The sequence below is a fragment of the Neobacillus vireti genome (assembly GCF_036962465.1).
GTDB classification, from domain to species: domain Bacteria; phylum Bacillota; class Bacilli; order Bacillales; family Cytobacillaceae; genus Neobacillus; species Neobacillus vireti_B.
Window position 1 is genome coordinate 1 of sequence record NZ_JBALNF010000072.1, and the last position, 13,569, is coordinate 13,569.

General features: G+C 39.0%; 16 protein-coding genes. 2 read left to right on the forward strand and 14 right to left on the reverse strand.

Annotated features, from left to right (window positions below; translation table 11 throughout):
* Window positions 1–168 precede the first annotated feature (168 nt).
* The 8 genes from V7077_RS25095 to V7077_RS25130 all read right to left on the reverse strand — a co-directional run bounded on the left by V7077_RS25095 (window position 169) and on the right by V7077_RS25130 (window position 7,102).
* Window positions 169–1,371, reverse strand: coding sequence for a PLP-dependent aminotransferase family protein (locus V7077_RS25095; RefSeq protein WP_335507026.1), 1,203 nt, complete (start codon window positions 1,369–1,371; stop codon window positions 169–171).
* Window positions 1,372–1,453: 82 nt separating this feature from the next.
* Entirely contained in the window at window positions 1,454–2,284 is an 831-nt protein-coding gene (locus V7077_RS25100) for an ABC transporter ATP-binding protein (protein ID WP_335507028.1), read from the reverse strand.
* Between the two features lies 1 nt (window position 2,285).
* Complete coding sequence (locus V7077_RS25105; protein WP_335507030.1) at window positions 2,286–3,083, reverse strand: ABC transporter permease; 798 nt, start codon at window positions 3,081–3,083, stop codon at window positions 2,286–2,288.
* A 79-nt stretch (window positions 3,084–3,162) separates the two neighbouring features.
* Entirely contained in the window at window positions 3,163–4,152 is a 990-nt protein-coding gene (locus V7077_RS25110) for an ABC transporter substrate-binding protein (protein WP_335507033.1), read from the reverse strand.
* 35 nt (window positions 4,153–4,187) lie between these two features.
* Window positions 4,188–5,288 (reverse strand): iron-containing alcohol dehydrogenase family protein, encoded by a 1,101-nt coding sequence (locus V7077_RS25115; RefSeq protein ID WP_335507034.1) that lies wholly within the window; start codon window positions 5,286–5,288, stop codon window positions 4,188–4,190.
* 288 nt (window positions 5,289–5,576) lie between these two features.
* The gene (locus V7077_RS25120) at window positions 5,577–6,224 is read right to left on the reverse strand and encodes an SDR family oxidoreductase (RefSeq protein ID WP_335507035.1); all 648 of its coding nucleotides are present in this window, start codon (window positions 6,222–6,224) and stop codon (window positions 5,577–5,579) included.
* Between the two features lie 73 nt (window positions 6,225–6,297).
* Complete coding sequence (locus V7077_RS25125) at window positions 6,298–6,453, reverse strand: hypothetical protein (protein ID WP_335507037.1); 156 nt, start codon at window positions 6,451–6,453, stop codon at window positions 6,298–6,300.
* Between the two features lie 178 nt (window positions 6,454–6,631).
* Window positions 6,632–7,102 (reverse strand): redoxin domain-containing protein, encoded by a 471-nt coding sequence (locus V7077_RS25130; protein WP_335507039.1) that lies wholly within the window; start codon window positions 7,100–7,102, stop codon window positions 6,632–6,634.
* A gap of 259 nt (window positions 7,103–7,361) precedes the next feature.
* Here V7077_RS25130 and serC point away from each other — a divergent pair, with 259 nt between their 5' ends.
* The gene (gene serC, locus V7077_RS25135; protein ID WP_335507042.1) at window positions 7,362–8,459 is read left to right on the forward strand and encodes a 3-phosphoserine/phosphohydroxythreonine transaminase; all 1,098 of its coding nucleotides are present in this window, start codon (window positions 7,362–7,364) and stop codon (window positions 8,457–8,459) included.
* Window positions 8,460–8,507: 48 nt separating this feature from the next.
* Here serC and V7077_RS25140 read toward each other — a convergent pair whose 3' ends face one another.
* The 5 genes from V7077_RS25140 to V7077_RS25160 all read right to left on the reverse strand — a co-directional run bounded on the left by V7077_RS25140 (window position 8,508) and on the right by V7077_RS25160 (window position 11,077).
* Window positions 8,508–9,509: an LLM class flavin-dependent oxidoreductase gene (locus V7077_RS25140; protein WP_335507044.1), complete on the reverse strand. Its 1,002-nt coding sequence runs from the start codon at window positions 9,507–9,509 to the stop codon at window positions 8,508–8,510.
* 150 nt (window positions 9,510–9,659) lie between these two features.
* Window positions 9,660–9,803: a hypothetical protein gene (locus V7077_RS25145; RefSeq protein ID WP_335507046.1), complete on the reverse strand. Its 144-nt coding sequence runs from the start codon at window positions 9,801–9,803 to the stop codon at window positions 9,660–9,662.
* Between the two features lie 20 nt (window positions 9,804–9,823).
* Window positions 9,824–9,964 (reverse strand): hypothetical protein, encoded by a 141-nt coding sequence (locus tag V7077_RS25150; RefSeq protein ID WP_335507048.1) that lies wholly within the window; start codon window positions 9,962–9,964, stop codon window positions 9,824–9,826.
* A gap of 109 nt (window positions 9,965–10,073) precedes the next feature.
* Window positions 10,074–10,343 (reverse strand): hypothetical protein, encoded by a 270-nt coding sequence (locus tag V7077_RS25155; RefSeq protein WP_335507049.1) that lies wholly within the window; start codon window positions 10,341–10,343, stop codon window positions 10,074–10,076.
* Between the two features lie 80 nt (window positions 10,344–10,423).
* The gene (locus tag V7077_RS25160; RefSeq protein ID WP_335507051.1) at window positions 10,424–11,077 is read right to left on the reverse strand and encodes a carbonate dehydratase; all 654 of its coding nucleotides are present in this window, start codon (window positions 11,075–11,077) and stop codon (window positions 10,424–10,426) included.
* 760 nt (window positions 11,078–11,837) lie between these two features.
* On the opposite strand from V7077_RS25160, the gene V7077_RS25165 reads away from it, so the two are divergent.
* Window positions 11,838–12,287, forward strand: a complete 450-nt coding sequence (locus V7077_RS25165) for a S1 domain-containing RNA-binding protein (RefSeq protein ID WP_235739918.1) — start codon at window positions 11,838–11,840, stop codon at window positions 12,285–12,287.
* 130 nt (window positions 12,288–12,417) lie between these two features.
* On the opposite strand, the gene V7077_RS25170 is transcribed toward V7077_RS25165, so the two are convergent.
* The gene (locus tag V7077_RS25170; protein WP_335507054.1) at window positions 12,418–13,509 is read right to left on the reverse strand and encodes a threonine aldolase family protein; all 1,092 of its coding nucleotides are present in this window, start codon (window positions 13,507–13,509) and stop codon (window positions 12,418–12,420) included.
* Window positions 13,510–13,569 lie beyond the last annotated feature (60 nt).

Below are 13,569 nucleotides of genomic sequence, written 5' to 3' on the forward strand. Positions count from 1 at the left end.
TTGCCAGACTATTTAATTGTTCGCTCTCATCAGAGGCGACCTTTATATAATACCACCCATACAAAGTGTAAACAATCAGCAATTTTTTCCAAATATAAAACTAGTGTAACTATATTAAAAACTAAAAAGGAACATTCCTTATTATAAGGAATATCCCTTTTGTTTATTTTAATAATGAAGATTTAAGTATTCTGAAATCAACTTTCCAAGCCTTTGAATTCCTTCAACTATTTTTGATTGACCTTCAAAACAAAATGAAAGGCGGAGAAACTCTGTTCCATCCTGCGGGTTTAAAAAGAAGTATTTTCCTGGAATAAATGACACACCCTTATCCAAGGACAGGTCTAATAATTCGGAGGTATCCATTCCAGGAATATGAACCCATACAAAGTAGCCTCCGCTTGGCATATACCAAGTAACGCATTCAGGGAAATATTTCTCCAACGACTTAATTAAAGTTTCACTTTTCTCCCGATATACTTCTTTTAGCGTCTTAAGCCGATCTTGTAAATCAATGCCTTCTAGAAACGAAGCCATTGATGCCTGTGAAAATGGATGATCTAAATCTTTCTTAAACCAAGCAAAAGCTGAAATAAACGCTTGTTTACCAGCTATCCACCCTACTCGCATTCCCGGTGCTACCACCTTAGATAGTGAGCCGACATGTAAAACTCTTCCCTCAGTATCCATTGATTTTAAAGGAAGTGGACTATCTTCAAATGAAAGTTCTCCATAGGCATCATCTTCTAAAATGAGAAAGTCATACTCCCCGGCTAATTTTAATAAATGATGCCGGCGTTCCGGTACAAGTGTTGTCCCTGTTGGATTTTGAGCAGTAGGAATGGTATATAAAATTCGAGGAAGGGGAAGATTTTTTTGTTTTCTTTCCCTTAGTTCTTTTTCTAATACATTTGTTTGAAGTCCATTCTCATCTATAGGGATATTAATAATCTTTGTCGTATAGTTCCGGAAAATCTCTAGTGCTTCCATATAAGTTGGAGCTTCCACTGCGACAACCGATTTTTCGTCAACTAGAACACGCGCAATTAAATCAAGCGCTTGACAAGCGCCTGAAGTGATTAACAGTTCCTCTTCTTCAACCTTGATTCCACGCTCCGCTAATCTCTTTTGGATTTGTTTCTTAAGGACGTCAATCCTGGGACTCCCAAGATAATGCAGCGGCAAATCCTGTTCTTCTTCGATAAGGTTTGCTACAGCTTCCTTTATTTGTCGGGAAGGAACAAGACATGGATCCGGATAGCCCGAGCTTAAACGGATACACTCCTTCGGAAGCATAGGCATCCATTCACCCGGCGGGTCGTTCTTAAGAGCTGCTTTTACGTTATCAGAAATAAAGGACTCTATTTTCACCTTACTAAACACCTTTCACTAAAGGAAATTATAAAATACTCCATTTTTTAGAATAGTCTCTCTTTGCAGAATTGAACTCTATTTAATTGATTGCCTTCAAGCTTTCTTCTCTAATCAACGCCAACAATTCTTCCTTATATCCTGCAAATTCCACTGACCCTTTTATACTAAAATCCCTTGGTCTTGCCAATGCGATTGGAACCTTTTTCTTTAGACGCCCAGGTCTTGCCGTCATGACATAAACCGAATCAGCCAGAAAAATCGATTCTTCAACATCATGGGTGATAAACAAAATCGTTTTCTTTGACTCCTCCCACGCTTTTAAAAGGACTTCCTGCATGATATTTCTCGTTTGCGCATCTAAAGCACCAAACGGTTCATCCATTAAAAGGATTTTAGGGTCATTCGCCAAGGCACGCGCAATCGCCACCCGCTGTTTCATACCACCAGACAATTGAATAGGATAATGTTTCTCGAATCCTTCTAACCCAATTAATTGTAGATAATGACGAGCAACGTCGTCTCGTTCTTTTTGAGATATGCCTTGTAATTTTAAGCCAAATGTAATGTTTTCCTTTACTGATAGCCATGGATATAAGGTATAAGACTGAAACACCATCCCACGGTCAGGTCCGGGACCAATTATTTCCTGTCCATCTAGTAATACCTCTCCGGATGTAGCTTCTTCCAAGCCAGCAACGATTCGTAAAACCGTTGATTTGCCACAGCCTGATGGGCCTAAGATCGTAACAAATTCTCCTTCACTTATGGTAAAGGATGTTTTTTCTAATGCCGTCGTTTCACCGTTTTTTGTTTTAAATACTTTACCAACTTCTTTAATTTCTAACTTTGGCGTTGCCAGTTTTGGTTGAGAATTATCAAATTCTACATTTTTTGCAGCTGTTGTGACCATCTTACAAACCATCCTTTCTCATCCATGAAAATGAAGCGCGATAAATGGCTTTAAAGACCATATCGGTTAACAGCCCGAGTATACCAACAATTAAAATACCCACTATAATTTTATCTGGCTGAAGGAAACGTGAAGCCTGCATGATCATATAGCCTAATCCGCTAGAGGCCCCGACGATTTCCGCTACGACTAAATATGTCCATGCCCATCCAAATGTAATTCTAAGGGTATCGACAATCCCTGGAAGTGCTGCAGGTAAAATGACCTTGGTAAACACCTGACCTTTTTTTGCCCCTAAGGTATAGGAAACTTCAATTAAGTCATTCTGAACATTTTTTGTCACATCCATAATCATCAGCGTTAATTGAAAAAAGGTTCCTAGGAAAATAACGCTCATTTTTTCCGGCTCTCCAAGGCCAATCCATAAAATTAATAATGGAATAAAGGCAGACGCCGGCATGTAACGGATAAATCCAATAATAGGTTCAAAGGCGCCTTCCATGATTTTTAACGAACCCATCAATATCCCAAGAGGTATACCAATAATCGCGGCAGCAAGAAATCCTACTAGTACCCTTGTAAAACTGATTCCAATATCAGAAAGGAGATCTCCATTCACAAATAAATCAATACCGGTGGTAAGTACTGCCGTTGGTGTCGGCAAAAACAGCGGATTGACAACTCCTCCATACGTTAGGACACACCAAACGGCTAAAAATACAATAAATGTAACAAACCCTGCGGTTGAATAAAAACCTTTTGGAATCTCCCTATTAGGCGTAAACAATTTTGCCAACATTTTAATCACCCATTCTATCAATCTGTTAAAAAGCCTAACATATGAGAATCTCATATATTAGGCCTCGGTTCATTACTTATTACTGAAAGCTTGGGTTAATAACCTCTTCTGCTTTCGGTTCAGTTTTGATAATTCCTTGCTCTTTATAAAACTGAATTGCATTTTCGGTTGATTTATAAATGGAGCCTTTGCTGCTTTCCGTTCCAAACAGGGCTTTGTTATCCTCTTTTGTAAAGAACTGCAGGCCAGATTCCGTTCCAACAAATTCTTTTGTATCAATTTTTAGACCCTTAGCCATAATTTCATCTGCTTCATCTTTATGTTCTTTCCAATAAGTCATGGCTTCACCCATTGCTTTTACAAACGCCTTTACATCATCTGGACGGTTTTTAATCACGTCTTCTTTAAAGCTTACTGTGTCAACGATGATTCCTGGAAGATCTTTTGTCGATAATAATACCTTACCGTTCGCTTGTGACCCTTTAGATAACCACGGCTCCCATGTGACCGCTGCATCTACTTTACCTGCAGCAAACGCTGCTCCAGCGTCACCTGCAGACATTTGAACAACTTCGACGTCTTTTTCAGTTAAACCGCCCTGCTTTAATGCGGTAAGTGCAAGCATGTGGCTTGTTGACCCAACTTCAAATGCTACTTTCTTTCCTTTTAAATCTTTCACACTATTGATGCTATTCTTGACAAGAATTCCGTCACCGCCGTGGGAATCATCTAATACCCACACAACTTGAACAGGTATCTTTGATGCAGCCAGTGTAACCTGAACATCTAATGCTGTTGCCATTCCATCAATTTTCCCACTTGCTAAAGCTTGTTTACGCTCTGCTAACCCCTCTACGATTGAAAGGTCTACATCAATCCCATTTTTCTTAAAGAAGCCCTTTTCTTTTGCCAAAAATAACGGACCATACCCCGTCCAAGTCGGCAGTGTTACTTTTAAAGGTTCGGTTGATTTTTTCCCATCGGCACTGCTGGATGCTGCGTCTTTCCCGCAAGCTGCTAACGCAAATAACAACATTAGTGTACAAATTAGCCCTAACCACTTTTTCATCTGATTTTCCCCCTATTAACTATTAATTCTGTATATTAGTTTGAAACTACTAACATTTCTGTTCCGATTCTATCGGCCTGACGGACAGCCGTTATGACCATATCAGGTGTCACCTCAAATGGCATATTTGCCATGTCTTCAATCGTCACTGTAATTTCACCTAACACCTTCCATTGGTCATCTGTTAATCCTTTGATATCCATTTGCTGCAAGGTGAAAGGCAAACCAATTTGTTGGTAATAGTGAATTAATGTTTTAATCTCTTCCTCATCCGTACCTTCCATACATAACTGCGCTAAAATCCCAAAAGCGACAATCTCACCATGATAGGTATGGTGAATTTCCGGGAAGATCGTTAATCCCGAGTAAATCGCATGAGCCGCGGCTGTCCGGCAATCATCTCCTCCATAGCCGCTTACACTTCCGCTGACTAATATAATGGCATCAATTATGTCATTAAGTTCAACAGTTGCTTTTTGTGCTTTCATGGAACTGACGGCTTTTTCACCTTTCTGGATTAAACTTTCATATAACTGGCCAGCTATTGCGATCGCTGTTTGATTAATTGCGTTAGGCACTGCTTTTTTAATGGAGCACTTGGTTTCAAACCATTTTGCTAATGTATCCCCAATCCCTGCAATTAAATACCGGACCGGTGCTGCTAAAATGATATTTGTATCGACCAAGACTAGTTCTGGCACTTTTGAATTCCTGCCAATTTCTAAAAATTCTCCTTCGTCACTATAGAGAATACAAATTGGTGTTGCAGCCGCACAGGTAGCGGCAATTGTAGGGATAGCCACTAACGGCTTGTTTAGTTGAAAGGCTGCGGCTTTAGCGGTATCCATTGCCTTTCCTCCACCAGCAGCAATGATTACATCAAAGGTCTCATTCTCTAATTGTTCTACCAATCTATCAATATTGGTTTGTGAAGATTCTCCACCAAACCATAAAGAATGTTTCAATGTCACCCCATACTTGGATAAGCTATGCCGGAGCGGCCCGTCGATGACCTGGCGGCTTATATTTCCTCCGATTAGAACAGCTGTAGTTCCATACCTTTTTATGTATAAACCAGCATCTGATAATAAACCTGCATTTCTGTGATATTGTCCGGGACCCACCGTAATAACCACATCGATCACCCTCTAAACGTTTGTATATTTATTAGTAATATTCTATTAATATAAATCCATGTCTAATTTATGTCAATATATTATAAAAATATTCTAAATCTTATTTTTATGAATTTTCATTGATATTTATTCAAAATCTTTCATTCATTAGTCAGTTAAAGTAATCCAGACATAATGTTAATTCCAGTAATTTATTATACAAATTACTTTTGCTAGGTTGGTAATATTCATTGTTAAACTAATAAATATAAAGAACAGACCCACCAAAAGCGAATCTGTTCTTTTGCACTAATTGATTAATTTCAACGCCTCGACTATCGGAATCTCACCCGAAACCAGATCAAACGCTTTATAAAAGGTATTTCCTTCTTCTAGAGAGGCAAGAATAGTTTTCGCTACATCCTCGCGAGAAATGGTCCCGTTGCTAATATTTTCTGCAACTGATATAGTTCCTGAACCTGCAGTATCCAATAGACCGCCTGGGCGGATGATTGTATAGGTTAAATTACTTTGTTCAAGCATTTTGTCCGCATAATACTTTGCTGCATAATACGGCTTGATCGCTTGATTCCAGTTTTCTCTTCGATGAGCTTGAAGAGCACTGACCATGATAAATCGTTTAATTTTTGCTTTTTCTGCAGCTTCAATCGTTTTTACTGCACCATCTAAGTCGACTAAAAGCGTCTTATCTGCACCGGTATGACCGCCAGAACCTGCCGTAAAGACAATCGCATCACACCCAATAGCCCGATTTGCAATTTCGTCGACACTATCTTCCAAATTAGCGATTGCTGTTTCTACTCCTAAAGCTTGCAATACACGCGCTTGCTCCTCTTTTCGAACCATTGCTTTAACTGTATATTTATTCGAATCTGATAATAATTGAACGAGGTGTTTTCCGATTTTCCCATTGGCACCAACTACAAAAATCTTCATTTGTTTTAACCCTTCATGATTATTTTATCCATATCAAAACTATTCCATATCACATGTTGCCTTTATTTCCTTATTACGATTTTTCTGCCGTAATATCGTTATATGGGAGAATCAATTTTTTTACCTTGTCAAAGCTCATTGAGCTAATTTCCTCCATTAGTCGTGGGATGGACTGTTCAGGGTAACCGTAATCACGAAGTAATTGTTCCAATTTTTCATTTTGTTCCATGAATTGACTCCTTCCATAAATAAATATGACTGCTTACCAGATAAATTGTTGTATATCCAATTAGCTAAAAATTCGCCGATACCTATGGCTAAATTCATACCTTCAAAAATAAAAAGGCTTTTTGTTATTTCCCCTTTATTGGTCTTTACTAACGTATTTACCTATTATTTTTTATACTTTACGAATTTAACCTTTCAAGTTCATTAAAAACGGCTTCATAGTCCTCTCTTTTATCTGCTTTAAATGAAGTGTTTAAATATGTTATGACTCCAGCTTTATTTACAACAAATACAGAACGGATTGCCGTCTCCCCTTTCTCGTTAAACACTTGGTAGTCTTTTACGGTTTGTTTATGCCAATCTGAAAGCAGTGGATATGGAAGCGTGCCCATGCTTGCCGAAAAGACCCGGTGCGAATGAATATGATCGACACTTATTGGTAAAACCTCAGCATTTGTTTGTTCAAATCGTTTATAATCCTCTTTCCAAGAGGCTATTTCTTTAATTCAGCCTGGAGTAAAATCCATTCCATAAAAGGCAACAACAATATTCTTCTGACCGCGGTAGTCTGATAAGGATATACGCTCCTTCGTTGTAGCCGGCAGCGAAAAGTCCGGGGCTATATCTCCAACATTTAAAGATTCTTGCATGCAAAATTCTCCTTTCTAAGGTTAACTGAATTATCATTAACTCCTTATGTATACTTTCCATAATAGCTGGATTTAGACTAGGTATATCGAAAATTGCATCTAGCCTTTTCCAATATTTACATAACCATTCATATTAAACGCTTCCATTTATCCTAAAATAAATTTTTTCAAAATATCTTTCCTCCGTGGAATAAAACTTATTTTCCGAAAATTGAATCTATGTTATAGTCAAATAAACCAAAAAGATGGAGTGAGAAAAGTGAAATTACAAGTTCAGCGTGCCTACAATTTTAATGCCGGCCCTTCCGCTTTACCCCTTTCAGTTCTTGAAAAAGCTCAAGCAGAATTAATCGATTTCCGTGGGACAGGAATGTCAGTAATGGAACTCAGCCACCGGAGCCGCCCGTATGAAGAAGTACACAATCAAGCGATTAGCAGCCTACGCGACCTTTTGGCGATTCCCGATACCCATGAAGTTCTATTTCTTCAAGGGGGAGCCAGCCTTCAATTTTCAATGATTCCGATGAACTTTTTACAGCCTGGGAAAAAAGCAAGCTATGTTATGACAGGTTCTTGGTCAGAGAAGGCTTTTTCCGAAGCTAAATTATTTGGTGAAGTTTACCAGGCAGCTACAACAAAAGAAGGAAAATACCGTAGCATCCCAAAACTGAATGAATTACAGTACGACAAAGAAGATGTTTATGTACACATTACCTCCAATAATACAATTTATGGTACACAGTGGAAGGACTTTCCTGATACCGGAGATATACCACTAATTGCCGACATGTCAAGCGATATTCTTTCTAAGCCGATTGATGTCAGCAAGTTTGCACTGATTTATGCGGGTGCGCAAAAGAATCTCGGTCCATCAGGTGTAACTGTTGTTATTATTCGCAAAGATTTCCTTGAGCGCGCTAATACAAACATCCCGACATTGTTAAAGTACAGCACACATGCGAAAAATAATTCCTTATACAATACACCACCTACTTTTGGCATTTATATGCTTGGAGAAGTTCTTAACTGGGCCCGTGATTTAGGTGGTTTGGAGGAAATTGCTAAGCGAAATGAAGAAAAAGCAAACTATATCTACTCAGTTATTGACAATAGTAACGGTTTTTACATTGGCCATGCGGATCAAGACAGCCGTTCCCTAATGAACCTAACTTTCAACTTAAAAACTCCTGAATTGGAAAAGAAATTCTTGGAGCTTGCAAAACAAGAAGGTTTTGTTGGTGTTAATGGACATCGTTCTATTGGCGGATGCCGCGTTTCAGCATACAATGCCGTTCCGGTTGAAGCTTGCCAAGCTTTCAGTGAATTTATGACCAAATTTCAAAAAGAAAATAACTAAAAAAAATCACCCTCTTTCATTTTTAGAGGGTGATTTTTTTAACAATGCTTATTTGCCGTCCGTGATTTCTTTAAAAATCTCATAGGAACGTTTTTGTTTTTCTTCATCAAAGATATAAGATACAGCCATAATTTCATCGACTTGATATCTATCTAGGAAATTCGTTAATTGTTGACGGATGGTTTCCTTGCTACCCAGCAGCGTGACACTGGACATGGACGCGGCCATTTCTTTTTCCATCGGACTCCATAATTCATCTAAATTTTCAACAGGAGGACGTAAAGGATTTTGTGTACCACGGACAACATTTAGGAAAAATTGATCTTTAGTTGTTGACAGCCATTTGGCCTCTTCATCTGTTTCAGCTGCAATCACATTTAAGCACACCATCATATAGGGTTTATCGAGATAGTCGGAGGGCTGGAATCGCTCCCGATAAATCGAAATGGCTTCTTCCATATATCTTGGCGCAAAATGTGAGGCAAAAACATATGGCAGGCCCAAACTTGCTGCCAGATAAGCTGAATCCGTTGAGGATCCTAAAATATAAATAGGAATGTTTGTACCTACCCCAGGATACGCTTTAACATAACTTTGCTGCTCAATTGGTCCGAAATAAGTAAGCAATGCTTGAACGTCCTCTGGAAAAGTGTAAACTGAATCATTTTTTGAGCGTCTTAAAGCACTTGCTGTCATCATATCCGTTCCAGGCGCACGGCCAAGGCCTAAATCGACGCGGTTCGGGAACATCGTCGCCATTGTGCCGAATTGTTCGGCCACTACAAGCGGTGCATGGTTTGGAAGCATGATTCCACCAGACCCCACTCGTATTTTGTTAGTATGTTCTAATGTATGTTGTATTAAGATAGATGTCGCTGAACTAACTAGTGTTGAAGTGTTATGATGCTCCGCAATCCAATAGCGTTGATAGCCCATGTTTTCGACGGCTTGGGCAAGGTCGACCATTGCCTCTATCGCTTGTTTTGAATTCTGTCCCTCGCGGATTGGGGCTAGATTCAGCACTGAAACAGGTATATGAATGGTTCCCATAGTAAAATGTCCTTTCATTTTCAGATTTACTACTATAGTAACAATTGAGATAACCGAAACAAACTTATATGCTTAGATTGTACTAAAAAGCATCCTAACACCCGCTTGGAGTTAAAAATAAAAGACTGCCACTAGGCAGCCTTCATGAAGTTATTTACCTTGCTTTTTGGAATCCTGGATTGGCACATCTTTAGGCCGTTCCGGATAAGTGGCCTTCCCGTCATTTGGTCCTGTAAGATCATTTCTTTGGTCCAATACTCTTCCTGTATACTCAATCGGATTATTTTTTGGCATTTTATCACCTGCTTTTTTCTTTAGCTTTTCTTCCCTAATCCTAGAATCTTTAATTTATACTCTGCTTCACTCATGTTTGGATTTTTTTTAGGTGGACTGTTTTGAAGAGCATTCTTTAATTCAACATTTGCGTCATCATTTGTATTATATTTTCCATCCATCGCTCATACCTCCTTTACGTTATTTATTATGGACTGAATCCACTTGTTCATTCTGTTATATCCATTTGCATAAAAAAACCCCTAGCTAAGTCTAGAGGTTTAACAGCATTCAGCTATAAGACTCGATAGCCTGATCTAGCGCATTGTAGGCTTCTCCAAAGGCCGCAGCAGACGATACATCTCCCGCATTTTCTAAGGCCCCTACGGCATTCCTGGCTTGGGTTAATGCGCGGATACAATCCTCAATCATTGTGCCTTTATCGCCATTTTGTTCTAGGGCTTGCTGCAGCTGAGTAATACAACGATCTAAGTCAGAAGATTGCGGATGGTCATATGCTTTTTCTAATTCTTCTTTTACTTGCTGTAAAACTTCCTTCATTTTCCAATCCCCATTTCATCAAATAGTCAACAAAAGGTAGTTTCACCGCTGAAAAGCCTTCTTATTCCTTTTTATTAGAATCAATACGCCAAGCCACAAGAACACTTGGTTTTCCCGAATAGGAGAGAATAGGAGAAGGAGAACTCATTGTTTACTCTTTGTACCTCTTTTGCGAATTCTACTTCGCTTTTTGGCACAGTAGATAAACTATTTGCTTTTGCTTGTGAATCTATATGTGCGCCAGGCGGCACAAAGCTGTGTGGTTTTAGGGTGACACCGCCTGTCACAACGGCATCTGTCGAAATAAAGGATCCTGCTCCTATCTGTGCATTATAAACGATTGCCTTAAAACCCACAAAAACCTCTTGCTGAATCTCACAGGGACCGTGAATAAGTGAACCATGGGCGCAAGAAACTCTTGGTCCTATGTAGATTGAATATTTTTTTCCATTAACTTCTACATGCTTATTCTTTAGGCCATGAAGGATGACGCCGTCCTGGAGGTTACAATCTCTGTCTATATAAAATGGACTGCCTTCATCCGCACGGATACTTACGAAAGGAGCAACGTAAGTATGATCGCGGATGGTTACATCCCCTATAACAGAGGTGAACGGACTTAGAAAAGCCGTTCTTTTAATTTTTGGAAAGATTGGATTCGGATTGAAGGAGGTTGAGGGATTGGCTCCAATAAAGTAGCTATATATATTATAGGGTCCAGATTGGTTTGTCATCTTCATTCCCCTTTCAAAAAAGGTCATTTCGTTTCATATTACTTATATGGAGCACCAGCTAAAATCATAACCATACTAATATAAAAAGCGAGTCAGCATTTGGGCTGACTCGCCTGCATAATAATCATTTCATTAGCAATCCCCCAGTTTCTGTATCAGCAAATGTTGTGTTAGAAGAGGCAATTGATTGGATTGACTTGACCGCAAATTATTTACTCGATAATGTTACCATGGCAAGCAACGTGACTACCTTAAGACATAAAGTTTTGCGATTATGACGAAAGCTTATTTATACAACAATATACCAAACCCCCGCCATAATAAGAATGAAATGCAAAACAATCAGGTCTTTCCAAGCAAATTCCGATTCGCTTTGGCCTTAGCGCCAGTTTTCCTATAGAAAATGGTTCCTCCTTTCTACCGGCAAAATAATCCTCATTTTCTTAGTGACCCAGATCCACCTCCTATGCAGATGTATTCTCCAACCGGAATTCGTTCGGTTCATTGCATTTCATTACATTAAAATTATTTCCTCGCCTCTCCAAGTATTTCACTATAGATGTTACATTCCTGTGAACCTTTTAGAAGACTCTTCAGGCTGGGAGGATCAATTGTGATTGAGCTTTCAGTCTATTAGTAAAAGCTGTTTTGGGACTAGGTATGAATTGGCAAAATAGATGAAATAGACTTTATGTTATTTTTCTAAAGTTTTTGTTATAATAAAGTGTCTTTAACATTTATGAGGGGGAAACATATTTTTATGTCAGTTGAAGTAGGCAGTAAAGTACAAGGTAAAGTAACCGGAATCACTAATTTTGGAGCATTTGTAGAGTTGCCAGGCGGCACAACCGGCCTAGTGCATATTAGTGAGGTTGCAGATAGCTATGTAAAGGATGTTAACGATCATCTCAAAATTGGCGATGTAGTCGAAGTAAAGGTAATTAGCGAGAAAGACGGAAAAACTGCCCTATCCATTAAAAAAGCAATTGATCGACCTGAAGGACAAACATCTTCTCATTCACAGCGCCCACAGCGTCAGGGTAGAGGGGATAGCCGTTCTAAAGACTTCCGTTCTAAAGGGAACTTTAAACCTAAGGAAAGTTTTGAAGATAAAATGGCAAAGTTCTTAAAGTCGAGTGAAGAGAATTTATCAAGCCTCAAACGCAACACCGAAACAAAACGCGGTGGCCGAGGCGGCAGACGCGGTTAAAAAGCCCTACCTGCTAATAAATCTCTATATAGATCAAAAGGCAAGCCTATACCAAGGCTTGCCTTTCTATTTATCTTAGTTGGCTATAGATTTTTCACTTCGTTAGATTAGAAATGGTGCCTGTCACCATTTATAATCGGAGTAGTTCTTCATTTAGTAACGTAAAAGCTGCCTGTAGTTTGTCTTTTGGGATTTGCTCATACATATCGCCAATTCCTAATTCAAAGTAACTTACTCCGGTGTTTAATTCTTTTAGGTAGCTGGTAAAGCCGATACCTTTCTCTTGGGTGATTTTGATAAGGATAGGTTCCAGTGTTTCTTTTGGTACACCGATATGAACGTGGAACATATTCGAAACCGGTTCCTTAGGCAATGTAGAAACAGACTGACATTGATTAAAGAAGATTGCTAGTTCTTGTGCTTCTTTATAATACTTTTCCATTTTTCCAACTCGCTGCTCAAAATAATAATCCGCACTTAGGATATATGGATAAAGGCTGATTAAATCTCCGCCGTGACGACGTTTCCACACTTTAGATTTTTCTGTAAAATCCCTATCCCCTGCAAGAATTGCGCCAGCAATACCACCTAACCCTTTATAAACAGAAACATAAACACTATCAAACAAGGCGGAAATTTCGGAGGCCGATTTTTGATAATAGGGCAGTATCTCAAACAGACGTGCACCATCTAAATGCAGTTTTATCCCCTTTTTGCGGCAATAAGCTGAAATTGCTTCAAGGGTTTGATACTCCGGCAGCTGTCCGCCAATTTCCCTTTGTGGTAACTCCAGTAATAAACAGGCGATATCTTCCTTCAATTCAACCACATCTTCGAGCTGAATAATACGGTCTTTATCAGCAAGTAAAATAGGTTCAATCGAGTGCAATTCTTTTAACCCATCTTCTTCATGAATTTCTAAATGGGATAATGGATGATAGGCTACTTTTTTGATTCCTTTTCGATCACACCATATACGCAGAGCGATTTGCTGAGCCATTGTTCCACTCGGAAAAAACACGGCTGACTCTTTCCCAAGATAGCGTGCCATTTTTTCTTCAAACTTTTCAATGACGTCCCCTTTCCCATACATATCACTCTCGATATGGTCATCTAGGTTCATCACTGCTTTTTTTAGCATATGTAGATCCCTCGGGCCATGCCCGCCTAGTCGAAGGTCTGTTTGTTTAAAAGCTTCTAATAAACTAATTTTCTCGGTCACAGTTAGCTCTCCTTCACTAATTTTCTCACTTATCATACTATTAATAGAATTTTCTTAGAA